The organism is Rahnella inusitata (assembly GCF_018288855.1).
Classification (GTDB): Bacteria; Pseudomonadota; Gammaproteobacteria; order Enterobacterales; family Enterobacteriaceae; genus Rahnella; species Rahnella inusitata.
In genome coordinates, this window is sequence record NZ_CP065024.1 from 3,307,538 (window position 1) to 3,331,198 (window position 23,661).

The 23,661-nt window shown below is 49.7% G+C and carries 21 protein-coding genes; 6 read left to right on the top strand and 15 right to left on the bottom strand.

Going from position 1 to position 23,661, the window contains the following annotated elements:
- The first annotated feature begins 33 nt into the window (after nt 1–33).
- On the top strand, nt 34–294 hold the full coding sequence (locus I2123_RS15565; protein WP_213050943.1) for a pyocin activator PrtN family protein: 261 nt from the start codon (nt 34–36) through the stop codon (nt 292–294).
- Nucleotides 295–520: 226 nt separating this feature from the next.
- On the opposite strand, the gene cutC is transcribed toward I2123_RS15565, so the two are convergent.
- Nucleotides 521–1,279, bottom strand: a complete 759-nt coding sequence (gene cutC / locus I2123_RS15570) for a copper homeostasis protein CutC (protein ID WP_213050944.1) — start codon at nt 1,277–1,279, stop codon at nt 521–523.
- A gap of 121 nt (nt 1,280–1,400) precedes the next feature.
- Between cutC and I2123_RS15575 the strand changes: the two genes are divergently transcribed.
- Nucleotides 1,401–2,549 carry a MalY/PatB family protein gene (locus I2123_RS15575; RefSeq protein ID WP_213050945.1) on the top strand — a complete coding sequence of 383 codons (1,149 nt, stop codon included), beginning with the start codon at nt 1,401–1,403 and terminating at the stop codon, nt 2,547–2,549.
- Here the strand turns inward: I2123_RS15575 and I2123_RS15580 are convergent.
- A complete protein-coding gene (locus tag I2123_RS15580; protein ID WP_413534823.1) occupies nt 2,546–3,106 on the bottom strand; it encodes a VOC family protein in 561 nt (186 codons plus the stop codon). The two genes, I2123_RS15575 and I2123_RS15580, sit on opposite strands and share 4 nt — an antisense overlap.
- A gap of 297 nt (nt 3,107–3,403) precedes the next feature.
- Here I2123_RS15580 and argS point away from each other — a divergent pair, with 297 nt between their 5' ends.
- The gene (gene argS, locus I2123_RS15585) at nt 3,404–5,137 is read left to right on the top strand and encodes an arginine--tRNA ligase (RefSeq protein ID WP_112164435.1); all 1,734 of its coding nucleotides are present in this window, start codon (nt 3,404–3,406) and stop codon (nt 5,135–5,137) included.
- Between the two features lie 68 nt (nt 5,138–5,205).
- On the opposite strand, the gene murJ is transcribed toward argS, so the two are convergent.
- From murJ to rimJ, 4 genes are all read right to left on the bottom strand, one after another.
- Nucleotides 5,206–6,741, bottom strand: coding sequence for a murein biosynthesis integral membrane protein MurJ (gene murJ / locus I2123_RS15590; RefSeq protein WP_112164436.1), 1,536 nt, complete (start codon nt 6,739–6,741; stop codon nt 5,206–5,208).
- Between the two features lie 167 nt (nt 6,742–6,908).
- Nucleotides 6,909–7,820, bottom strand: a complete 912-nt coding sequence (locus I2123_RS15595; RefSeq protein ID WP_213050947.1) for a Gfo/Idh/MocA family protein — start codon at nt 7,818–7,820, stop codon at nt 6,909–6,911.
- A gap of 12 nt (nt 7,821–7,832) precedes the next feature.
- Nucleotides 7,833–8,486, bottom strand: coding sequence for a DUF480 domain-containing protein (locus I2123_RS15600; protein WP_213050948.1), 654 nt, complete (start codon nt 8,484–8,486; stop codon nt 7,833–7,835).
- A gap of 10 nt (nt 8,487–8,496) precedes the next feature.
- Nucleotides 8,497–9,084: a ribosomal protein S5-alanine N-acetyltransferase gene (gene rimJ, locus I2123_RS15605; RefSeq protein ID WP_112164439.1), complete on the bottom strand. Its 588-nt coding sequence runs from the start codon at nt 9,082–9,084 to the stop codon at nt 8,497–8,499.
- A gap of 212 nt (nt 9,085–9,296) precedes the next feature.
- On the opposite strand from rimJ, the gene mdtH reads away from it, so the two are divergent.
- The 3 genes from mdtH (at nt 9,297) to I2123_RS15620 (ending at nt 12,015) form a co-directional block, all read left to right on the top strand.
- Nucleotides 9,297–10,502: a multidrug efflux MFS transporter MdtH gene (gene mdtH, locus I2123_RS15610; RefSeq protein ID WP_112164440.1), complete on the top strand. Its 1,206-nt coding sequence runs from the start codon at nt 9,297–9,299 to the stop codon at nt 10,500–10,502.
- A 155-nt stretch (nt 10,503–10,657) separates the two neighbouring features.
- A complete protein-coding gene (gene grxB, locus I2123_RS15615; RefSeq protein ID WP_112164441.1) occupies nt 10,658–11,305 on the top strand; it encodes a glutaredoxin 2 in 648 nt (215 codons plus the stop codon).
- A 146-nt stretch (nt 11,306–11,451) separates the two neighbouring features.
- Nucleotides 11,452–12,015 carry a lipoprotein gene (locus I2123_RS15620; RefSeq protein ID WP_112164442.1) on the top strand — a complete coding sequence of 188 codons (564 nt, stop codon included), beginning with the start codon at nt 11,452–11,454 and terminating at the stop codon, nt 12,013–12,015.
- Nucleotides 12,016–12,459: 444 nt separating this feature from the next.
- Here I2123_RS15620 and I2123_RS15625 read toward each other — a convergent pair whose 3' ends face one another.
- The 9 genes from I2123_RS15625 to I2123_RS15665 all read right to left on the bottom strand — a co-directional run bounded on the left by I2123_RS15625 (nt 12,460) and on the right by I2123_RS15665 (nt 23,661).
- Entirely contained in the window at nt 12,460–12,732 is a 273-nt protein-coding gene (locus I2123_RS15625) for a hypothetical protein (RefSeq protein ID WP_213050949.1), read from the bottom strand.
- A 165-nt stretch (nt 12,733–12,897) separates the two neighbouring features.
- The gene (locus I2123_RS15630) at nt 12,898–13,197 is read right to left on the bottom strand and encodes a hypothetical protein (protein WP_213050950.1); all 300 of its coding nucleotides are present in this window, start codon (nt 13,195–13,197) and stop codon (nt 12,898–12,900) included.
- 49 nt (nt 13,198–13,246) lie between these two features.
- Entirely contained in the window at nt 13,247–14,011 is a 765-nt protein-coding gene (locus tag I2123_RS15635) for an acyltransferase (RefSeq protein ID WP_213050951.1), read from the bottom strand.
- Nucleotides 14,012–14,216: 205 nt separating this feature from the next.
- On the bottom strand, nt 14,217–16,664 hold the full coding sequence (locus I2123_RS15640) for a tail fiber/spike domain-containing protein (protein ID WP_213050952.1): 2,448 nt from the start codon (nt 16,662–16,664) through the stop codon (nt 14,217–14,219).
- A 55-nt stretch (nt 16,665–16,719) separates the two neighbouring features.
- A complete protein-coding gene (locus tag I2123_RS15645; RefSeq protein ID WP_213050953.1) occupies nt 16,720–19,791 on the bottom strand; it encodes a host specificity factor TipJ family phage tail protein in 3,072 nt (1,023 codons plus the stop codon).
- Nucleotides 19,788–20,168, bottom strand: coding sequence for a nitrite transporter (locus I2123_RS15650; protein WP_213050954.1), 381 nt, complete (start codon nt 20,166–20,168; stop codon nt 19,788–19,790). Before I2123_RS15650 ends, I2123_RS15645 begins: the two co-directional genes overlap by 4 nt.
- 9 nt (nt 20,169–20,177) lie before the next feature.
- A complete protein-coding gene (locus I2123_RS15655) occupies nt 20,178–20,660 on the bottom strand; it encodes a DUF1833 family protein (RefSeq protein WP_213050955.1) in 483 nt (160 codons plus the stop codon).
- Nucleotides 20,657–21,127: a hypothetical protein gene (locus tag I2123_RS15660; protein WP_213050956.1), complete on the bottom strand. Its 471-nt coding sequence runs from the start codon at nt 21,125–21,127 to the stop codon at nt 20,657–20,659. Before I2123_RS15660 ends, I2123_RS15655 begins: the two co-directional genes overlap by 4 nt.
- Nucleotides 21,127–23,661 (bottom strand): phage tail tape measure protein, encoded by a 2,535-nt coding sequence (locus I2123_RS15665; protein ID WP_213050957.1) that lies wholly within the window; start codon nt 23,659–23,661, stop codon nt 21,127–21,129. Before I2123_RS15665 ends, I2123_RS15660 begins: the two co-directional genes overlap by 1 nt.

Below are 23,661 nucleotides of genomic sequence, written 5' to 3' on the forward strand. Positions count from 1 at the left end.
AAAAAGCTATTGGTGCAGTGTGAGGAGATGAATATGAATACTATGTTTTTACTGATGGCAGAATTTCAGACTGCAACCATCGCGCTCTCTGACGTTGCAGAACGCTATTTCGGAATGAAACCATCAACAGCAGAAAATAAGGCAGCTCTCGGTCAGTTTCCGGTCCCAACCTTCCGCGCCAGCGACAGTCAAAAATCACCGAGAATGATCCATATTCAGGATTTGGCGGACCATCTCGACAAGCAACGAAAGAAAGGGAAAGACCTTTTTGAGAGCATGCAGAGCAAGGCGTGAACGGCCGGGGAAACCCGGCTTTTTTATGATTATTATTTGAGATTGTCAGCTATATATAGAGTATTTTTGGTTAACCCAGCACCCCACCAGCACCCCTTGATAACTTAACTAATTGTTTTAAATAAAAGAAGCCCCGCCAACATGACGGGGCTTGGTACTTGCGCAGGGCGACGCAATAAGGGTCGTGAGACCCAATAAAACTGTTGGCTTAATTCAATCGGCTTAATTACGCCGTGCGGGATATTTCATCGTCGAACTGCAATGTGCTTTTCATTGCGGCAACAATATCGCCGTCCACGCAATAACGACTGAATTCATCAAAATCTGTGTCAGAACTCATGGTGACACCGGCCTTGCGGTAGCGCATAGAAGATTTCACCTGGCGCCCCGCCGAGCTGTGTAATTCTGTCAGCCCGATATCCACAAACTTTTGCAGATTGGTGAGGCGTACTCCCGCGCCCGCCATAATGATAGGACCACGCGTCAGCTGATTCAGTTCCCGCAGCATCGGTAATCCGACTTCAGCGTTCTGCTGCTGGCCAGAAGTCAGAATGCGCGCCACCCCTAACTGAGTCAACTGCTCCAGCGCAACCTTTGGATTAAGGCACATATCAAAGGCTCGATGGAACGTCACTGCCATATCGCCGCACAGCGCCATAACTTCCCACATGCGCGGCATATCGATATGCCCTTCCGCATCCAGCATTCCGACCACCACGCCGGGGAACCCCATATCACGGATACAGGCGACGTCGCTTTTCAGCACGTCGAATTCACTCTGGCTATAGCAAAAGTCACCACCCCGCGGGCGAACAATAGGATGCACCGGGATCGTCACTTTTTCCCTGGCCAGTTTGAGGGTGCCATAGCTTGGTGTAATCCCCCCGTCGGCCTGACTCGCGCACAATTCGACGCGATCGGCTCCGGCCTGCTCTGCCGTAAGCGCACAATCCACGCTGTAACAACACACTTCTAACTTAGTCATGTGACCCCTCCTGATAACGGCATTATGCTACAACACTTGTTTGTAACCGGCCATGTCGCGTAGGCTCTTACAGATGAGCATCCCCGCCCAATTGCTTACTGCTTACTTAGGAAAACTAACTATGACACTCAATTTTGATTTATGGGTAGACCGCAGTCACAGTGATAGCGTTAAGTGGAATAAATACCATAATCAGGATGTCATTCCGCTTTGGGTAGCAGATACCGATTTCACCGCACCGCCGCAGGTCATTAAAGAATTACAACAGCGCGTCGCCGAAGGCGTTTTCGGTTACGGTTTTACGCCACCCGAACTGACTGAGTTAGTGGTCGCACGCATGGCTGAACGCTACGACTGGCAAATCCAACCCGACTGGATTGTCTGGTTGCCCGGCCTGGTCTGTGGCCTGAACGTCGCCGTGCGTGCAAACGTCACACCAGAGCAGACCAGCCTGATGCCCTTGCCGATGTACCCACCGTTCATTCAGGCCGCAGAATCTGAAGGACGCCAGTACAAAGCGATTGCGGTAAAACAACAGCAACAACGCTGGGTGGCCGATTTTACTTCTGCACAAAGCCAGCTCGACGGCAGAGAAAGCCTGTTAATGCTGTGCAATCCTTATAATCCGGGTGGCACGGTGTACCGCCGCGAAGAGTTGCTGGAACAACAGGCGTTCGCCAAACGCCACAATCTGGTGGTGTGCTCAGACGAAATCCACTGCGATCTGATTCTGGATCCCGGCCTTAAACACATCCCCTTTGCGTCGCTTAATGAAGATGCCGCACAGCGTTCGATCACGCTTCTTGCGCCTTCAAAAACCTTCAATCTGGCCGGTCTGGGCGCATCGATGGCGATTATCCCGAATCCGCAATTACGCCGTAAATTCCTCGAAACCAGCAAAGGCATCGTTCCGCACGTCAACATTCTGGCCTTCGTCGCTGCAACCGCAGCCTATCGCGATGGCGACGAATGGCTGAGCGCGCAGCTCGAATACCTGCGTGATAACCGCGAGCTGGTGACGCGGCGGATCAACGCCATGCCGGGTTTGAACATGGTTGCGCCGGAAGGCACCTACCTCGGCTGGATCGACGCCAGCGCTCTGCCGGTCACAGACCCTTACCGCTTCTTTGTGGATGCCGGTGTCGGGTTTACTTCAGGCGCAGAGTTTGGCGAGCCAAAGTTTGTGCGCATCAACTTTGGCTGCCAGCGTGCGCTGCTGGAAAAAGCGCTGGATCGCATGGACGTCGCCCTTCGGGCACTGGCAGATTAATCCTGTTCCCTTTCGCTGGCGACTATCTCACGCAGGCTGTGCGGGTGGAATTTAATGGTCACCGACCCATCGGTGATCGCCAGCGTCGGGTTAGGCAGGCGTTCGTTCTCGCCCTTAGGCGAACTTTGTTTGAGTTTGATACCCGGCATGATCAGCGCCTCATCAGCGATCAGCGCCAGTGCACGGGTATACAGCTCTTCTTCCACACCCGGCAACACAATCTCGATGTGTTCCCAGCCCTCATGCGGATATCGCTTCTCACCCGGATACGGCAATTCAACCAAGTCGATTTGCAGAGGCCCTACCTTCAGCGGTTCGTTGAGCGTGAACAGGCAGATCGGACGCCCGTTGATCTGGGTTTCATTTAATAACGAACCGCATTTTGCCAGCCCTGCACGCCAGCGATCCGCCGTGGTATTTTGATGACAGCGCACGGAGATATGGTCAGCATGGAAATCTTCCAAAGTCACCTGCAACTTCGCGGCGAATGCCGTCAATACGCTGACAAAGCGTGGCAGATCATCGACTAAATCCTGTAACTCAGGCACATGTTTCATGACGGGCATCCTAACTCTTTTGAATTTGCAAATCTTCCGGGGCGGGTAATTTACACAGGCTTTCATCCGGTTGCCAGAGACATGCCGCAGAATCGGGTTTTCCACCCTCTGAAAGGCGCGGCGATACTGACTCCCTATGGCTGATATGATATAAACACGCATCATTTTCGGTTAATCCGCTTAAAGCGGATAATCAGTAAACAACTACATTCTTCCCCTCAATCTTTCGGATTGCATCAAGGCAGTTAACGCAGAGGCAGCACGTAGGATGACGGGGATTAAACATAAGGTAATCCGGTGAATATTCAGTCACTTCTTTCAGAAAAAGTCAGCCAGGCGCTGATCGCAGCTGGCGCATCTGCCGACAGCGAAGCGCAAGTCCGTCAGTCCGCCAAAGCACAGTTTGGCGACTATCAGGCTAACGGTGTTATGTCAGTGGCAAAAAAACTCGGTATGCCACCACGACAACTGGCAGAGAAAGTGGTTGAACTGTTGGATCTGAGCGGCATCGCAAATAAAGTCGAAATCGCCGGGCCGGGTTTTATCAATATTTTCCTTGATCCTGCCTTTGTCGGTGCGCACGTCGACAGCGCGCTGACCGCGCCTAAACTGGGCATCACGCCGGTTGAGCCACAGACCATCGTCATCGACTATTCCGCGCCAAATGTGGCAAAAGAGATGCACGTCGGCCATATCCGTTCCACCATCATTGGTGATGCGGCGGTGCGTACTAACGAATTCCTCGGCCATAAAGTGATCCGCGCGAACCATGTGGGTGACTGGGGTACGCAGTTCGGTATGCTGATCGCCTATCTCGAAAAAGTGCAGAACGAAAACGCCGGTGACATGAATCTGGCCGACCTTGAAGAGTTCTATCGCGCGGCCAAGAAAAACTACGACGAAGATGAAGATTTCGCCCTGCGTGCCCGTGGTTACGTGGTGAAACTGCAAGGCGGCGACGAATACTGCCGTCAGATGTGGCGCAAACTGGTGGATGTCACCATGGCGCAGAACCAGCTGACTTATAACCGTCTGAACGTGACGCTGACCGAAGACGACGTGATGGGTGAAAGCCTCTACAACGACATGCTGCCGGGCATCGTTTCCGATCTTCAGGCCAAAGGTCTGGCAGTGGACAGCGAAGGCGCAGTCGTCGTGTATCTTGATGAATACAAAAACAAAGATGGCGATCCGATGGGTGTTATCATCCGTAAAAAGGATGGCGGCTACCTTTACACCACCACCGATATCGCCTGTGCGAAATACCGCTATGAAACGCTGGGCGCCGATCGCGTGTTGTATTACATCGACTCCCGTCAGCATCAGCACCTGATGCAGGCGTGGACCATCGCGCGTAAAGCCGGATATGTCCCCGATTCCGTGGCGCTCGAGCACCACATGTTTGGCATGATGTTGGGCAAAGACGGCAAGCCGTTCAAAACCCGTTCAGGCGGCACGGTGAAACTGTCCGATCTGCTGGATGAAGCTATTGATCGCGCACGTAAGCTCATCACTGAGAAAAACCCTGAACTGAAAGATGCCGAAGAGCTGGATAAGCTGGTGAACGCGGTCGGTATCGGCGCTATCAAATATGCCGATCTCTCGAAAAGCCGCACCACCGACTACATCTTCGACTGGGATAACATGCTGGCGTTCGAAGGCAATACTGCGCCTTACATGCAATATGCCTACACCCGCGTGGCGTCTATCTTCAAGCGTGCCGACATCGACGTGAACAGCCTGACTCAGCCGGTTGTGCTGCGCGAAGAACGTGAAGCAGCACTGGCGACCCGCCTGTTGCAGTTCGAAGAAGTGCTGACCGTCGTAGCCCGTGAAGGCACGCCACACACCATGTGCGCGTATCTTTACGACGTTGCCGGTCTATTCTCGAGCTTCTACGAACATTGCCCGATCCTCAATGCAGAAGACGAAACCAGCCGCAACAGCCGCCTGAAGCTGGCTCTGTTAACACAGCGCACGCTGAAAACCGGGCTCGATACGCTGGGTATCGAAACCGTAGAACGTATGTAATCGCGATTAAACAGAGACAATAAAAAAGGGCGCTAAGCGCCCTTTTCTGTTTCTGTCATCTCAGCCAGTTAATCCAGTCGTCGCGCAAACTCTTTCACGCGAAAACCTAACAGGCCGAGTACCGCGAAGTACGCTATCACGCCAGCAGCCACTACGGCCGCCAGACGAGCCAGACGATAAGCCATACCGCCGACGTCCCACGCGGGCATTAGCCACATCATGCCAATGAGCGCGGCAGACATCGCGATAACCGCGACAAACAGTTTAATCAGGAAGATTCTCCAGCCCGGCTGCGGCTGGAAGATATCCTGTTTACGCAACTGCCAGTAAAGCAGCGAGGCATTGAGACAGGCGGCCAGACCGATAGAGAGCGAAAGTCCGGCATGTTTCAGCGGCCCGATAAAGGCAAGGTTCATGACCTGGGTCATCAGCAGCGTAATCATGGCGATCTTCACCGGCGTTTTGATGTCCTGACGCGAATAGAAGCCAGGTGCCAGTACTTTTACCACGATAAGCCCCATCAGCCCGACGGAGTACGCCACCAGTGCGCGTTGCGTCATCGACGCATCAAAGGCGCTGAATTTACCATACTGGAACAACGCGACGGTCAGTGGTTTCGCCAGAATACCCAGCGCGACGGAGCTTGGCAGCGCCAGCAGGAAACACAGGCGCAGGCCCCAGTCCATCAGGCGGTTGTATTCAGCATGATTTCCGCTGGAGAAACTGCGCGCCAGCGATGGCAGCAAAATGGTGCCCAGCGCCACGCCCAGTACGCCGGACGGGAACTCCATCAGACGGTCGGCGTAATACATCCAGGACACTGAACCTGAGACCAGAAACGATGCAAAAATAGTGTTGATGATAAGAGAAATCTGGCTCACCGAAACGCCCAGGATCGCCGGCCCCATCTGACGCATCACACGCCACACACCGGCATCTTTCAAATTCAGACGTGGCAGCACCAGCATGCCAATTTTTTTCAGATGCGGAAGCTGATAACCCAGTTGCAGGACGCCACCGGCGACCACTGCCCAGGCCAGCGCGAGCACCGGCGGATGGAAGTAAGGTGCTGCGAACAGCGCAAAACCGATCATGCTGACGTTAAGGAACGTCGGGGCAAAGGCCGGGATCGAGAAACGGTTCCAGGTATTAAGGATCGCCCCGGCCAGCGAAGCCAGAGAAATCAGCAGGATATAAGGGAACGTAATGCGCAGCAGCGAACTGGTCAGCGCGAATTTATCCGGAGAATCGACAAAACCGGGCGCAGTAATGTAAATCACCCACGGCGCGGCAAACATGCCGAGAATGGTCACCACCGCCAGCACCAGCGTCAGCAAACCGGAGACATAGGCGATAAACGTCCGCGTGGCCTCTTCGCCCTGCTGGGTTTTGTATTCGGCAAGGATCGGCACGAAGGCCTGAGAAAAGGCGCCTTCGGCAAAAATCCGGCGCAGCAAATTGGGCAGTTTAAACGCCACAAAGAAAGCGTCGGTCACCATTCCGGCACCAAAAACGCGGGCCACGATGGCGTCGCGCGCAAAGCCTAATACACGTGAAAACATCGTCATGGAACTGACGGCTGCCAAAGATTTAAGTAGGTTCATGTCACTTTTCTTGTTTGCCGGTGTTACTTGTAAATCAACACGTTAATCATCAGAAGTCACCAGCATGGCCCGAAGATGCGCATAGTCTACGCATCCGCCATGCAATAGCCACCGGCAGTTGTTATATATTGTAACGATCAGAACAGGCGTGATTTTGTCGCTAACACTCAGTTTTCCAGCAGTTTCTCGATAAATGCCTGCGCATAAATCGCCTGCTCGCCGCTGGTTTCAGGTGCGGTCTGATTAGTCACGCAATCGACGAAGTGCTCAATCGCACCGACAAAACCGCGCTGCGTCAGCGTACTTTGCCAGCCCGGCACCGGTGGCTGAGTCAGCACATCCTGCTGCTCTTCCCGCCAGACGCGCATGTCGTCGAGCTGATAGAACGCGCCATCGGTCACGGCCTGCACGCTCTCACGGGACGTGCCGCCGCGACGGTGCATCGAGGTCGTCACCAGTGTTTCACCGCACAGAAAATGGTGCTCGCCGTAAATCATCTGATTCGATTCATTCACCTGAATCAGCCCGCTTTCAAGACTCGCATTGCCGCCCGCCAGCCACAGCGCGGTATCGACCACGTGCAGATAATCATCTAACAGGGTAAAACGCAGCTCGTTTGGCCCGACGCTGTCGGTACGGTGTTTATCCATACGCACGGATGCCGGATTTTGCATCTGCGCTTTGAGCTGGCGATACAGCGGCGCGTAGCGGCGGTTGAAGCCGACCATCAGCGCTTTACCCGCTTTTCGTGCCTGCTCTACCAACTGTTCGGCCTGATCAAGCTCCGCAGCCAGCGGTTTATCGACGTACACATGCACACCCTGCGCCAGCAACTGGCCGACCACGTCGAAATGGCTGGCGGTGCTGCTGTGAACAAATACCGCGTCACACTGGCTGGCCAGTTCGTCGATGCGCGAGAAACAGGCCATACGATAGCTGTCGCAAACGGCCTGTGCTTTTTGCTGATTCGGCGAAAAACCGCCAACCAGGGTCCATTTATCTGCGTGGCTCAGCACCGGCAGATAGGCTTTTTGCGCGATGCCGCCCAGCCCGATAACGCCTAAACGAAGTTTACTCAAGAGAGATTCCTTTTAATCGGCCAGATGTTGCAGCAGGTTTTCCAGACGCTGTTTCAGCTCAGCAACTTCAGCCTCCAGCGTTTCAACCCGCGCTGCCAGACCTGACTCTTCGGCCACGGTGGCATAGGACGGCTCTTCGGTCGCGCTGGCCACATTGCTCACTTCGCCGCTGAACAGATGCATAAACCGGCTTTCGCGTTTACCTGGCTCACGCGCCAGCCGCACGCAGAACGGGCCGTCTTCGCGGACGGTCAGTTTTGTGAGGGTTTGTTCAACGTCGGCGACGTCGGCAAAATCATGCAAACGGTTGGTGCGGGTACGCAGTTCCCCCGGCGTTTGCGCGCCACGCAGCAGCAACGTGGTCACCACGGCGACTTCCTGCGGGGAAAATTTGAGATTACCGAATTCGGAATTACAGAAACGATGCTCGTACTTCATGGTGCGCGAACCGCTCAGGGTGCGGATGATGTGTTTGCGCAGCAGCAAATCCAGCGTTTGCTGAACGTCGCTTTCGCTGAGCTCCATCACCGGTTCCCGGTTGGTTTTCTGGTTGCAGGCGGTGGTCAATCCGTTGAGAGTCATCGGATATTGCTCTGGCGTCGTGAGCTGTTTTTCCAGCAAACAGCCCACCACACGGGCCTCCCGGGCACTGAGTTCATGTTTCATCTTGTTCTCCTTATCGGGACGGGGGTGTCCATTCTCGCCAGGTTAACGCAGTCAGTACGTGATCTTGCCATTTACCGTCGATCAGTAAATAGTCTTTCGCGTACCCTTCACGCTCGAAACCGAGACGCTCCAGCAACTGACCACTGCGTTTATTGTGCGGCATGTAATTGGCCATAATACGGTGCATTTTTTGCTGACGTTGCATATAACGGATCAGCGACTGCAAAGCCTCCAGCATCAGCCCCTGCCCCTGCCACTCCTGACCCAGCGAATAACCGAGGAAACAGGCGTGGAATGAGCCGCGTAATACATTGCTGAAATTCGCCACGCCCATTACACGATTTTCATCAGGATCGAGCAAAATAAAATAATAAGCGCTGCCCTGTTTCTGCATTTCGGTAATTAAGCTCAGACGTGCCTGCCAACCTGAAGGATAGCAATGGCTTTCGTCCCTGACCGGCTCCCAAGGTTTGAGAAATGCCCGGTTCTCCGCATAGTACTCCGCCAGCCGGTGCGCATCACGATCGTGCACCAGTCGCAGAACCATCCGGTCAGTGGTAAGCCGTACCTTAGGCACGGCAGATTTATAGCCAAACATCCCTTCCCTCCACATCCCGCATGGGTCGATAAATAGAATTTATAGGAAACCATAAAACATGCCTAATTCTGCCAGTCAGAACGCGGCTTGACGATAAAAAAATATTATCTATAGCGCCCTATCTAAATGCCTGTTTCCGGTTCAGACTGGAACGGTCTTTTCCCCTTTCTGTATCCGCCGGACGGGATACAAATAATCGCTCATGGTGAAGCATGTCTCTGGTATCACAAGCTCGGAGCTTGGGTAAGTATTTTCTGTTATTAGACAACGCGCTGGTTATTTTAGGCTTTTTCGTGGTTTTTCCGTTGATCTCGATTCGATTTGTTGATCAGCTGGGATGGGCCGCGATGATCGTCGGTCTGGCGCTGGGTGTCCGGCAGTTAACGCAACAGGGATTAGGGATATTTGGCGGTGCTATTGCCGACCGCTTCGGCGCCAAGCCCATGATCATCACCGGCATGCTGTTACGCGCTGCCGGTTTCGCCACCATGGCAATGGCCGACCAGCCGTGGATTTTAATCTGCTCGTGCATTCTCTCCGGTCTTGGCGGCACGCTGTTCGACCCGCCACGCACTGCGCTTGTCATCAAACTCACCCGCCCGCATGAACGCAGCCGCTTTTTCTCGCTAATGATGATGCAGGACAGCGCCGGTGCGGTGATTGGGGCGCTGATCGGCAGCTGGCTGCTGCAATATGATTTCCACTACGTCTGCTGGGCCGGTGCCGCCATCTTTGTTCTGGCCGCTGCCTGCAACGCCTGGTTGCTGCCCGCCTACCGGATTTCCACGATGCGCACGCCGATGCGTGAAGGCATGATGCGGGTTCTGCGCGATCGCCGTTTTCTGGCTTACGTGCTGACGCTCACCGGTTATTACATGCTAACCGTGCAGGTCATGCTGATGCTGCCGATTGCGGTAAACGACGTCGCGGGCAGTCCGTCAGCGGTGAAATGGATGTATGCCATCGAAGCCGTGCTTTCTCTGACCTTGCTCTATCCGATTGCACGCTGGAGTGAAAAACGTTTCCGCCTCGAGCAGCGCCTGATGTTTGGCCTGCTTATCATGACGCTCAGCCTGCTGCCGGTCGGGCTGGTGACCTCTATCAACCCGCTGTTGTTGCTCATCGGCTTCTTCTATATCGGCTCCGTCATCGCGGAACCGGCGCGTGAGACGCTGAGCGCATCACTGGCCGACGCCCGCGCACGCGGCAGTTATATGGGTTTCAGCCGTCTGGGGCTGGCACTCGGCGGCGTCATTGGTTATACCGGCGGAGGCTGGATGTATGACACCGGTCGCGCCCTCGAACTGCCTGAATTACCCTGGTTTTTACTTGGTGTTGTCGGCTTCATTACGCTCACCGGATTGTACTGGCAATTTAATCTTCGCCGCATCGAACCGGCGATGCTCAGCGGCAATTAGTCTGCTTATTAAAACGGCGGTCACTGTATCGCCGTTTGATCTCGCTACCATCTATACCCATACTGGTTTTAACACATCGATAAAATCCGAACCTACATCCGGCTATTTTCACGCACCCTACAGGTCAACGCCGGCGAAAACAGGAGCTATGAAATATGAAACTTTACGTTTACGAACATTGCCCTTTTTGCGTTAAAGCACGCATGATTTTCGGTCTGAAGAACATTCCCGTTGAGATCAAAGTCCTGCTTAACGACGACGAGAAAACCCCGATTTCGATGGTGGGTAAAAAGATGGTGCCGATCCTGCAAAAACAGGATGGCAGTTTCATGCCAGAAAGTATGGATATCGTGAATTTCATCGATAAAAGTGACCGCAAACCGCTGCTGACCGGGGCAACCAACGCTGCCATTGCGACCTGGCTGCGCCACGTCTCTGAATATACCGGCCGTCTGTTACTGCCTCGCTTTGCCGCTGCGCCGCTGGAGGAGTTCGCCACACCGGAAGCGCGTAAGTATTTTTCTGATAAAAAGCAGGCAGCCAGCGGTGATTTTCAGGAGCATCTGAAACACTCCGATGGTCTGGTGAAAAAAATCAGTCAGGATTTGCGCGCCCTCGACAAACTGATCGTCGAGCCTAACGCGGTCAACGGCGAACTGTCTGAGGATGATATTCATCTGTGGCCGTTGTTGCGTTCGCTTTCCATTGTTCAGGGCATCGACTGGCCATCCCGCGTGCAGGCGTACCGGGACAATATGGCGAAACAAACCCAGGTCAATCTGTTCACCGGCATCGCCCGCTAATCCTTTCTTACTGCCGGAAGCCCGCTTCCGGCTCATTTTGCTTTTCTTCTTTGCCCTCAGCACTTAGGCTAATCAGCGTTGTCTGATTGGAGCCATGCCGTTTAGCGGTCATGCTGACAAAATAGTGTTCATGTAATGAGGGAAGAATGACAAAACGAATTCTCGGTGCCGCATTTTTGCTGTGCGCCACTCTGCTGACCGGTTGTAACCAGCTCACGCAATACACCATCAGCGAGCAGCAGGTAAATGACTACCTGCAAAAGAACAACAATTTCCAGAAGCAGCTCGGGGTGCCGGGTCTGGTAGATGCGAAAATCGTTCTGACCAACCTCAGCAGCCAGATTGGCCGCGCTGATCCGGGCGTGGTGACACTGACCGGCGATGCCAGCGTGGATATTTCCTCGCTGTTCGGCCCGCAGAAAGCCGATATGCATCTAACGCTCAAGGCCAATCCTTCGTTTGACCGCGAGAAAAGCGCCATTTTCCTCAAAGACATGCAGGTGGTGGATTACACCATCAAGCCGGAAAAAATGGACAGCGTGATGAAAGGCCTGATGCCGTATCTGAACAACTCGCTGAAAACCTACTTTGACCAGCGTCCTGCCTACGTGCTGAACGCCGATCACAGTAAAGGCGAAGCGATGGCTAAAAAACTGGCGAAAGGCCTTGAAGTGAAACCGGGGCAACTGGTGATCCCTTTCACTGACTGATTTAGCCAGACGCTGTTAAATAAAAAGCCCGGCACATCTTCATGGCCGGGCTTTTTGCATTGCAGGAGGACGATTACTGATCGTCTTCCTCGTCATCTTCCAAATCGTCCGGCAGCTGCTCTTCCAGTAGGCGCCAGCGCGAATAACATTTACTATAATAAACAAATAGTTATTGCTGTTTTTTCATAGCATTTTAGCCATTTAGGTATGTCTCTGACTTACCAATTAGATCAGGAACTTAGATTGTGTTTTGGGGAAAGGTTTTTCAGGCAATACAAGAAAAAGGCTCAATACTTATATTCGGTATTGAGCCTTTTTCTTTAGGTATGCACGTCAATGCGCATACGTGTTATTTCAATGAGTTATGCTTTTGGTTACGGCTATGCTCTGCACTACAATGCACCTCAGTGAAAATGCCATGCCCCATACATGCCCCATTGATTTTCATGGGCTCCGCAGAAAGAAGTCTTCCACATCATCATGGAACCCGCCCAACTGCGAGTCGTTCCTCCGCAATGACATCAGGTACTCTATTCCCTGCCTCAGTGACACTGGCTCCTCAAGAGTAAACCCAAACCAGTCATCGTATGCCTGCCCCAGCCAGAATCCGCCACCGTGTTCTTTGAGACGCTGGAAGAACACGTATGTTCCCGGAATGATGTGAGCTCGAGCCTGCCCGCGCAGCACTACATCGAAACCTAAATCTTTACCTCCCATAAATCACCTCACGATTACTGTTTATTCATACAGTATAGGCGGGAGGCATTTGGATTGTGAAGCTGAATGATCTGAGGAAATTTTAGGGCATTGATTGATAAGGGAAGAAAATTTATGCGGCTAATTTTTCAAAGCCTGGCGTTGAACCAGGCATCGAATATTAGATTAGTTCACACTGCTTAGGATGTAATTTTCAACAATTCCCGATTTATCCAGTTTTACTGAAAGAGATCTTCCTTGCCCTACTGTAAAGGCTGTAGCTTGCGCATATGTCCAGACCAAAGACTTATTTCCTTCAGCATCCACTATTACTGCATAGGGCTTACCAAAATAATTGATGAGGTTTTGTTCGGTAGTGACGCCTTTTTGGATCTGTGAAACTTGTTGGTCAGTAATCTGGTTGCCTACAGTGGCACACCCTGACAGCCCAAAGATCAAAAAACCTAAAATTAACAGTTTTTTCATTATTTTAGTCCCTGATATGTACGATGGCCAATACCTCCGACCGCAAACTTTACGCAATTTTTCCACGAATGATTATTGAAGCAGCCATACGAATTCTATTCCTCATAGAAAGCTTCGTTATCTTTAATTCTGGATTTAATTCTTCAGTTTCTTTCCAGTAATCTGACTTTTCGACAGAGCTTGCGTCAGGCTTGTAAAATGGTGCACTCAGTGAGAGGTGAGGCCTTTCCCATGCTATGTTTTTTCTAATAATTTTAGAAGGCATACCAGCAATTACGCAGTTGTTTGGGAATTTCCCCTTGACCACAGCCCTCATCCCAACAACACAACCATCACCAATAGATGTTCCGGATAGAATGGCTGCGCCTTCACCAAACCAAACGTGATTACCAATTACGACACTTTTTGCAGCGTTAATTCTTGCACCTGAAGAGATATCAAAAATCGGATGTGAGTCATCACTTCTGATACTTACCCCTACAGCTAACATGCAGTCATTGCCTATATCGACCGTTGAACCCTCAACTGCACATACAAAGCAACGAGCTGTAGTTGTAACGCCATCACCAATTAATACCTTGGAATCCTGACCAATTCGAAGACTAAATTTTCCATTGGTTTTCCCAATACGACACTCAGCATTATCGCAATCGAAACTGATAGTTAACTCTGAAATCTTTGAATCTGAACTGACGTATAGTTTGTTATTTTTCCCTCGAAATGTGATATCAATTCCATTGGATATTTCACCAGAGAAAAAAATCTCATTGCCATTTTCATCAGAATAAGAACTCAAATTTGTTAACTTTTTCACCAAAAACCTCTTTCGTGAATTATTAATTATTTTAATAAAAACAAATAATTGAAGGTGGTTAATATATTTTTACAATAATACCAACCACCTATGTTTAATCCTAACGAAAAAATACAAAAAAGGCATTTTTTTAAATCTTAACAGAAAAACCAAGTAACATATTGTTTTTTAAGTGATTTTTAAATACTCATGCCAGAGCATTCATTCACATTGCGCCAATAATGAAACAGAGCAACTCTTCATAACGCACACTGTATCGGTCACCAGCCGCTGTGATTAATTGGATTTCACCAGTGTCATAGTCTTCCTGAGTTGTCTCACCAGACTCGTTTATCACGTCCCTGGTTGCCATGACAGGAGCGTACTCATCCTCCCAAACATCATGGCAAAGGATGCCATATTCTTCAGCGACTAAACCCTGAGCCTCAAATGCAGCCTTTACATCCTGAGCGATGATACCTATGTGATACCGAGCGTCATCTCCTTTTTCCTGTACGGACTCTATTAATTTGAATCGTCGAATTAATGACCTTAGGGTGACGGCTACAGCCTTCTCAGCTACAGAAAGCTCAACAACTTTCGTCTTCATTCTTCCATCAGAAGTATTTATAGTCCCTGTTGCAGCATATATTGTCGACAGCCTGAAATTTGCCTGCCCAAATGTATAAGCATTATCTGCGAAAGGACGCATGCCATATTCTGCAATTCGGAATCTAACTGTTCCACCCAATGCTGTATTATCAGGGTTCGTTGCAAAATCAATTGTAGTCGCTGAGTTATATACCCCTGAACCACCACCGATTATCATTCCATTTGCCGGAGATGTACTTTGCTGATCCAGCATCAAAATTCTATTTGTACCAGAATATGACATACCCAATAATCGGTTGAGCTGATTACCTGAGTCATTTTGTTGGACAGTTATATTTGCTGCCCATACTGCTTGGCGCTGGCGAAGAAATGTAAATGCTCCAGATGATGCTGTAGCAATTATATAGCAGATACCATTCTCGGGTGATTTATACTCAACCATAAACGTCTGATTGTTCGCACTTGATATCTCTACTAAAGTTGATGCTGGAATGGCATTGCCGGAAATATCTACTATTGATACTGTTCCAGTATAAAAGCTGAACATCTTTTGATTAGACTTCTGCATATACTGCAGTATTTGAGTAAGGTTAGTGAAGTACTCACCAGTAACTGGATTAACTATCCCTCCTTTGCTTCTAGGGAAAACTCCTATGCTAGCATGATCTATGTCGTAAGCACGAAACCACTCTGACGCAGGAGAGAAATCTATAGCATCAGGGCTATTTGAATATTCATCAAAAATAATAATCCCTGAATTGTATGATTCAGAACTTAAACGTTCCTGATGGATGTAAAGAGAATATATTGATCTCCCATCCTCAGACACTGCTATACCTTCATTTTCAATACGTGTAACATTGAAACCTTCTGAAGAAAGTAAGTCCATCATTCTTTGTGGATTAAGAATAGATTCCGTACGTTTACTTCCGTCAATATTAAAAACCTTACTCCCTTGAAACTCATTAAACCCAACATCAGAAGCACCATTAGAAAAATAGCCACCATAACCAGCAACTATAAATCCATCTCCAAGAGCAAAACCTTGTCTTTTATTGAAATATGGCGAGTAATCAGATGTACCTTCCGTAATATAACCGGAGTCAGCAAAAGGTAATGTTATTGTGCTTACTCTACGAAAGTTTTTGTCAAAAACGGCAAGTACTGTTCTGGTTATTAATTGACCAACTTCTGGGACCTGTTGCTCAACTAGCCATGTACCTTTTCGGTAACTGAATTGGTTATAAAGCCCAACATCAATATCGCGCAGTAATGGTAGTACCTGCGCATAATCTGCTGAGGATAAATCAAACTCTCTGATTACACCCGACACATGTCCAACATACATTTTTAAGGAACCTGAATCTTTTGTAACAACTATACCTTCAGGTGCGTAACCAGGACCACCAGCATCAACATAGTAATATCCCTGATACACGCCATTTTTATTATATACAGCTATAACGTTTCTTGTCTGAGTTGGCGCAAATGGATAGGTAATATAGATAAGGCCTCCATATTCACATAGCCCCTGCGGATACATATAAGATGTGCCTGTATTTTGTAGAAGAATTGCATCGTTATCAGGAATAAACAGTGGCAAACTAGTCAGAATTCTTCTTTGATGGTTAGCATATAAATCATTACTCCTAGCATTAACAAGCTCCCCTCTTAACGCTGCATCTCCTACACTTATCCAAGCTCCAAGGCCAACGCCACCTGTAGTTAATGGAGTAGATCCGGACGCCACTACTTTTCCCCCAGCTGGATAATCACCATCCCAGCGATAATATTCTCCGTTATTTTTCCAACGAAGAACTTGATTAGGAAGGGATATTGTTGCTCCGTCTTCAAAAGAATCAATCGTGATATAACCAAATGCAGAAATAGCATCATTTGCAAATTTTTCTATTCCATGCCAGGTCTTACGTGACCTACCAAATCGATCTGCCCATAAAGCTTGGGTGATACTATTCATCGCGAAATCTAAATTTTGTGCGTTGTCGTACAGATCTTTTGGAGCAGAAGACCCCAGCGGGTTGCCGGTGTTATACGTCGTCATTGGTGGCCTCATAAACGAAAAACCCGCAGAAGCGGGTTATTTGAAGTGATTTTTTTTAAGCAACGTTGCCAGGGTATACGGCATCGTCATAAATGTAATATTCAGATCTGTATTCAGAAGCAGTCACTTGGCATGTGCCATCAGAAGCAGGTGCTATATCGGTAGCTAAAGCATCATAACCAACACGTTCTGAGGAACAGAAAATCAGACGAGGTGGTTCTACTGCCGGATCGTCCATTATCCATTCATCATAATTCAATGAAGCAGTGATAGTTATTTCTAGACTGTAATCATCAATACGGGTTGGTATTATTAAGGGTGTTGCAGAACCATCCTGCAATCTCAGCAGCACTCGAGGATTACTGAAAGACCAGTCTAATGGTTCACTTACATATAGCTTCAGCTTTGAACCTGATAATGAAGACGAAACAATAAGGCAACTGATAGTATCACTTCCTGGTATATCGTCAGTTAGCACCAGCCGATCCATGTAGTTGTAACAGAGTGCATCCATCTCAGTGCTGGTGGAGAACGTCAGGCGCTGTTTCAGATATTTCATCAGGCGCCTCATGCCGATTCGGTAGGCCCTGTCTGCGGTAATTACTCCGTCAAGCGTATAGCTTTCAACCTTTCTTGGCGTAGGATTTCCAGCAGTTCGGCACTGGACCGTCTCCTCAGCCCATGTAGTTCCATTGATATAAGTGACATCAACCCCATCATAATCATCCTTGGAAGGTGCTGAGAAAGCTGTCTGCAACATCTCTGTTGTCTCTTGTGGACTGATTACTCCAGTCCAGGCTTTCACTCCCTCACGGCCGGCAGATGCCAAACCTTCAGAAAGAAGAAAATACCCCATACCTGCGTTTGTTATCTTCTGAAGAATATCCAGTGCTGATGCGCTGCTATCATTTGCCTCAAAATCAAACGTCTCCGCCCTAGGCGTCCAGTACGTGCTTTCAAGGTTTGCAATCGTGCTTAGATCAATATTGGACATACCCAAACTTGTCATCACATGCATCAGCGCACCACTAATAGAACGTGATGGATAACCCTCATAAAGCCGGGTTGCCTCCACATTAATACGCCTATCGGACTGGCTTGCCAGCCGGTTGCCCGTCCGAATCGTCAGTGCAATGGTAGTTACACCAGAATAAGATGCTGGACGATTTGAAAGGCGCGAGCGAAGCGCTTGCCAATACAAATTGTTTACCGTTTTAGAACCTCCGATCTTAGTCGTTCTCCTGAGCCTTATTTCATATTGAGCCGCTGCAAGACCGCTTATTCTCTTTGTGTAACCATGCCCATTTGCAGTCCTTCCGACAAAACTATATGACACCTGGCTCCAAGACCCTCCAATAGCCGCATTGCGGTACTGAACCACAACATGAACATTATGAGATTGTGAGTCTCCATTGTTTTTGTATTGGATATGCCCGTTAGGAAAAATAAAATTATTCTCGATGGTTGTGGTGGTTTCTCCGTTCGGACAAGCAAGGAATGGCCCCAGCCAGTTTTCTGCGTCATTTTCGCCAGATACCGAAGCATCCAAGACCGTCCGGCTATTGAAGCCCGGCCAAGAACTATCTGTCACCGTTGACCCATCCTCGGTTACTGAAAGCCGTGCGACAGTGAGCGTCGAATCATCAATAGCTGTAATGATGAATTGCCCGGCGCCATACATTATTGAAAGGCGTTCGGTACCAACAGGTAGTCCACTGAATGCTGAACCAGTTGATGAAGTATATGCCAACGTTATGTGGGCCTCGACTCCAGCAGCGCCGCCACTTGATGCAATGCCAGCTGCATTAATCGGAGAGCTGCCAAATACTTCAACAGGTAGTGTCGAATTGACTATCGTCCCACCGGTAAATGGACTTGATTCTTCTTGAATTACGACTTTTCCTGAATTGTCGACTGCCACCAGTCCAGATCCGGTAAGTGAATCAGTAATGGCCTCTACCAACCCGCTCATATTCACGTAATTGGTGACAAGATTTACCGTATACGTCACTCCCTGCCATGTTATGTTGAAGGTATAACTGCTGACCGTGAAGTCGTAGGTGGAAGGTGCGGAACTGGCAGTTATGCTCGCAGCACTACCACCAACACCTGGAACCGGCGGAACTGCTTCGGTATAAGAAGCAATGAACAAAGAATAATTATTATCGTTGTAGGTCAGCGTAACTGGCATTCCCACAACAGGTACAAGTTCAAGTAAGTCTCCATAGATTACGCTGTACCCCCCAGATGTACTGATGACATAGCTATCCGGTGCAACAACAGTTAGAACAGTTCCTTCCACCCAAGAGCTGGGAATGCTTGGATCTTCGTCATCTTCACCACCACTACTGCTAACACCAATCAGCGTGATTGTGTTGCCATCAAATAGCATTGCATCAGAGTTAACGTATACACTGCCCGGTGCGGTCGAGTTCGTGTCCAATCCTGACCCGCTTGACGTTCCGCCAACTTCTGTTGATGACCACCAATTTTCTGAACGCGCATCGGCCAGCAGGTTGGCGCCCGGTTGATAAATTGTATAACTAACATCATCACCAAAACTGGACACCGGTGTAGATCCAACCCGAATACCTGACTGTGGAATAGAAAAATTTCCCACGCCAATGCAAAGCAACATACTTGTACGAAATACCTCGGGATCAGATGAATCAAATCTTGATACTGGCTGAACCACGTAGTCAGGAAAAACCCGGTATTTACCCATCACTTCACGGATTGGGTCACCCAGCTTTACCGTGTTCGCTTTTGCTGAGTTCAATTGCAGGGAGTCGCCCGCCGCGGGGCTTGAACTTGCCGTGTCCAGATTATTCATCATGTAAATTGAATAAGCGGCTGCGGCCACGGCGATCACCAGGCTGGCAATTGCAAAACCTACTGCATAGGGAATCGGATAAATTCTAACGTCACTTTCTGGCCCTATTTCCCACTGGCCCCATTCTCCAGAAGCAACTGCCATCCCATCAACTTCAACACACACCGGTTGTGTTTTATCTGCGTCATATCCCTTAACATTCAATAAGAACCACCGGTGTATGGTCATAGCCTTGTGTTGATGAGATTCCAATGGCTCTCCCGGTAAACGGGAAGGATAAATTCTGATCGTCATTCCCAAAACTCCACTTTAACAAAGCGACTTTTAAACCGGCTCAATGGAAGAAATGTCACATTGGTTTTGGGATTGCACTCGGCAACGCGAAGCTCTCCATCTAAATTCACAACAATGCCAACGTGAGTTACTACGCTCCCGGAAAAACAGGCGACACCCACGCCTTCCGCAGCTTCACATGCCCTCAGGCTTTTCATTAGGTTTCTGGCTTCTCGATCTAATCCGCCATCGTCTTTAGTTACACCGGAAAACTCAGGCCATTCGGGCAGTGCCAGGTCTCTGCGGATTTCATTCACAATGCCGAAACAGTCCAGATTTGGGTATGACCGTCCACCCTTCAGCCAAATTACTGAACGGTATTTATCTGCATTAAGCATGGAATATCCTTAATTTGTGTATCGCAGTCCGGGGAAATCAGGGAGCGTGTATCTGTAACGGGGCCATGCGGTATCAAGAACGTTCATATACCCTGCTGTGATTTGAACCTCAACTGCAGTCCAGTAACCAGATTTCACTACCATGGTGTAAGGCATGGTTGTGGGGGCAGTGAGGTCTGTTGATATATAGCACCGGTAGGTTAAAGACGCCTGGCTGAGGTCATTGAGGGCCTGCCGTATAGCGGTTGATACAACACCAGAGATATTACTGATAGCAAACTTTAAATCCTGAGTCCCATCGGCATTCCTCGCCGGCAGTGCGATATCTATTCCGCACGCCTCGAAGGTTTTTGTTGTGCCATCTTCCAGCGTAACGGTGATATCTTCCCACCCTTTTGTCAGCCAGTAAGATAACGATCCAACTTGTATTTCCAGCGTCTCTATTATGACCTCTGAGCCGGATGAGGCATAAAGCCTGTTAAGAATAGTCATTCTTCAGGCCACTCCCGGTTCATGGCAATATCGATGATGTTGCTGTTGATAACATAATCGGGGAAATCTCCCCACCCCGGCGCCAGGATAGGCCTTTCCCACAATTCTAAAGTTGCAGTAAATTGCCAATACTTCCCACCTGTGATGATAGGGCCCTCGTAAATATCGACAAACCGACACACATAACTTTCAACGCCCAGTGGCGTTCTGAGTTTTGCATTGAACCAGTCTGCTCCATCAGTAATGGTGTCCCGAAACCACGCCTCAAAAAGCTGAGCCTGTGCCTCGAAAAACAGCCACGTCACCTGTGCTTGCGTTGGCGTTGATGTATAACGACGCCGCTGACGGGCTCTGCCAGACGTCAAGTCTGTGCGCAGGATTGGGCTTATCGGCTGTAACCCGTATCCCTCCTGAACAGGCATTGGCAAATATTCATCCGGATAATTTATATCGGTGGTGATACTCATTAGCCTGTTCTCCGTTTCGTTTGCCATCCGGTGCCAACGGCTTTACCAATGTTTCCTCGCCCGGTCGCGATTTGATAGGCACTCTGATCTAATGCCTCTTTAACAGCGGCGCGCTGTGTCTCTTTCAGCGCAAGAAGAGTTCTGGCGTCGAGATCACCGTTAACGGTTGTAGGAATATTAATGGTCGGTACTGCGTTACCCGACGACTGGCTGCTTACCCGATCGAGCGTGGCGTCAAGTTTCGCCGAGGTTGACGCCGTGGTGACGCGTTCCCCTTTTTGAAGTAACCAAGTCCCGGTTTCAGGTACAGCATCAATACCGTCATGAGCCATCCCGGAAAGGGCCGATGCAGAAACGCCAGCTACCAGTGTTTGTGAATATGCAGCAGCTGTTGCCGCCGCCGCCGGCGCCAGCGCGGGACCTACAATAGGAATTGCAGCTGTTGAGGCAAATGCGGCCAACTGTGCTTGAAAGGCTGTGGCCTGGGCATTGGCGATCATGGCAGGGATAGCAGAAGCCTGAGTGGCCTTACCAACTGCCAATTGAACGGCCTGATAAACCAGCCATTGAGCCGCCATGTCTGTGAGTGCTTTGATGACTGACTGTCCAAAACTGACAGCCATATTAGATAACGCATCTCCTACTGACTCTGTGCTGGTGATAATGTCGTAAAGACCATCAGAAAGTGAGCTCGTCGCGCTTCCCAGCAAGGATGAGACATTATCAGCGGCGATCTGACTGTAGTTGGTTGCTTCGTCTGCAAAGTTTTGCCAGGCATCACTGATACCGGACACCCAATCACCGCGCAACGCGTCCAGATCTTCATAATGCTTTTCTTGAAGTTCCAGCCTCTCCTGCAGTGCGCTTTCCAGAGCTGATGTTTCCTGGTCATAAAGGTCTTTGGAAATATCACCGCCCTGATACTGCTTCTGCAGGTCCGCCTGTTTTTCGAGAAAGTCCCGCTGAAGGCTCAAAAGCTCTTTCAGCCGGTCGCGCTCCTTTTCTCCCATGCCAGCGCCCTGAGCATCGATATCATTGGCGGCTTTGGCATTACGGTTTTCAGCTGTGAGTCCGGCGGCATAGGCGGCTGCCTTGGCGTTTTCCTCATTTGCTTTTTTAAGCTTTCCGAGCTGGTCCACTTCTGCGGCCAGGCTCTCAAGTCGTTTTTGCTGCTCCGCATTAATGCCGACCAGTTTTCCGCTGGCGAGATCGAACTGGAGCTTTTGCGCTTCAGTGACTTCCGTGGTTTTTTTACCAGTAGTATCGATCAGAGCGATCTGGCGGAGATAACTCAGTTCTGTGGACTTGAAGGCGCTTTCCAGTTTTTTGGCGCCAGCATCCGGCGTAGCCTTGCCGTTTGTGCCACCTTTTGGAAGAACAAACTGAGAACTGATTGGGGCAACGACTGCCGGGTTGGTAGGCAGTGCGGCACCAGCCTTTCTAATGGAATCCAACCTTTTTGTGAGCTCAGATATCTCTTTATCGATATCCGCTGATTCCGGCATGGTGCCGATGGTTCGTTCTACAATCGTCTCGATACTGTCAGATGTTTTTCGCGCTTCCTGCAGCCACTTCAATCGGTTCTGAATAACAGACTCATTTTGAGAGTTACCGATATCTTTACTGCCTTTGAAATTGTCGATCAGGTCACCGGCTGAGGCGGCCACCTTTGCCAGACCGCTTGCCAGTTCAACTACACCACTTACCAGAGATGTCAGGCCCTGTAGAATTTTGGGGTCAGTCAGGACATCCTGCAATTTACCAAATGACTCTTGAAGGCCAGAGATATCGACTTTAGCCAGCCCTCCAGCTATCTCCAGCTTCAGGCCTCTGACCTGGTCTTCCATGTCTTCAAATACGTCATTTACTTTTACCAGATCATCAATCGATGCCTGGTCGGGCGCGATGCCGTAATCCTTTGCCTGCTGGATGAATTCTTTCAGTTTTTCATTGTTGTTATCAAACAATGGAAGGAGTTTTGATAGGTCGTTACCCAGGCTTTCGAGGATCGTAATCTTTCCGGCATTGGTACCAATTTTTCCAACCGCCTCACCGATCGCCAGAAGCTGTTTATCTGGTGATGCCTTTGCAAGTTTTTCTGCTGAGAGTCCGAGAGCATCCAGCGCATCAACAGCGTCACCTGACTTGTTGATTATTGCGTCGCCGATTTTGTCGCTGATATCTTTGAAAATATCATTCATATTCTCGCCAGCAAGACCGGCGTTCTCAGCGGCATACTGCCAGGCCAACAACTCCTGAGTGGAAATCTTTAAAGCTTTTGCAACCCGGTCGACTTCAGTGACCTGCTCTGCGGTTGTTTTTAGAAATGAGATACCGGCGGCGCCGATGGCTAATGCCGCGCTGGCTGCAATCGTCCCAAGTGCTGCTACGGCGACCCCGGCAGCTTTGACTGATGCCTCAACTTTTTTACGCCACTCTTCAGAAGCACGCTCTGCATCATTAAGCCCGCCAACAAAACCGCCGACTTTTGCGATCAGGTCTATCGTTAGCGTGCCGAGGGATTTACTTGCCAT

Excerpts from the sequence above, each read along its gene's own strand:
- I2123_RS15640 (WP_213050952.1), bottom strand. The coding sequence starts at position 16,664 with ATGACGACGTATAACACCGGCAACCCGCTGGGGTCTTCTGCTCCAAAA.
- I2123_RS15620 (WP_112164442.1), top strand. The coding sequence starts at position 11,452 with ATGACAAAACGAATTCTCGGTGCCGCATTTTTGCTGTGCGCCACTCTG.
- I2123_RS15630 (WP_213050950.1), bottom strand. The coding sequence starts at position 13,197 with ATGAAAAAACTGTTAATTTTAGGTTTTTTGATCTTTGGGCTGTCAGGG.
- I2123_RS15575 (WP_213050945.1), top strand. The coding sequence starts at position 1,401 with ATGACACTCAATTTTGATTTATGGGTAGACCGCAGTCACAGTGATAGC.
- murJ (WP_112164436.1), bottom strand. The coding sequence starts at position 6,741 with ATGAACCTACTTAAATCTTTGGCAGCCGTCAGTTCCATGACGATGTTT.
- I2123_RS15600 (WP_213050948.1), bottom strand. The coding sequence starts at position 8,486 with ATGAAACATGAACTCAGTGCCCGGGAGGCCCGTGTGGTGGGCTGTTTG.
- I2123_RS15580 (WP_413534823.1), bottom strand. The coding sequence starts at position 3,106 with ATGAAACATGTGCCTGAGTTACAGGATTTAGTCGATGATCTGCCACGC.
- mdtH (WP_112164440.1), top strand. The coding sequence starts at position 9,297 with ATGTCTCTGGTATCACAAGCTCGGAGCTTGGGTAAGTATTTTCTGTTA.
- grxB (WP_112164441.1), top strand. The coding sequence starts at position 10,658 with ATGAAACTTTACGTTTACGAACATTGCCCTTTTTGCGTTAAAGCACGC.
- cutC (WP_213050944.1), bottom strand. The coding sequence starts at position 1,279 with ATGACTAAGTTAGAAGTGTGTTGTTACAGCGTGGATTGTGCGCTTACG.
- I2123_RS15565 (WP_213050943.1), top strand. The coding sequence starts at position 34 with ATGAATACTATGTTTTTACTGATGGCAGAATTTCAGACTGCAACCATC.
- I2123_RS15660 (WP_213050956.1), bottom strand. The coding sequence starts at position 21,127 with ATGAGTATCACCACCGATATAAATTATCCGGATGAATATTTGCCAATG.
- I2123_RS15655 (WP_213050955.1), bottom strand. The coding sequence starts at position 20,660 with ATGACTATTCTTAACAGGCTTTATGCCTCATCCGGCTCAGAGGTCATA.
- I2123_RS15650 (WP_213050954.1), bottom strand. The coding sequence starts at position 20,168 with ATGCTTAATGCAGATAAATACCGTTCAGTAATTTGGCTGAAGGGTGGA.
- I2123_RS15625 (WP_213050949.1), bottom strand. The coding sequence starts at position 12,732 with ATGGGAGGTAAAGATTTAGGTTTCGATGTAGTGCTGCGCGGGCAGGCT.
- rimJ (WP_112164439.1), bottom strand. The coding sequence starts at position 9,084 with ATGTTTGGCTATAAATCTGCCGTGCCTAAGGTACGGCTTACCACTGAC.
- I2123_RS15645 (WP_213050953.1), bottom strand. The coding sequence starts at position 19,791 with ATGACGATCAGAATTTATCCTTCCCGTTTACCGGGAGAGCCATTGGAA.
- I2123_RS15665 (WP_213050957.1), bottom strand. The coding sequence starts at position 23,661 with ATGGCAAGTAAATCCCTCGGCACGCTAACGATAGACCTGATCGCAAAA.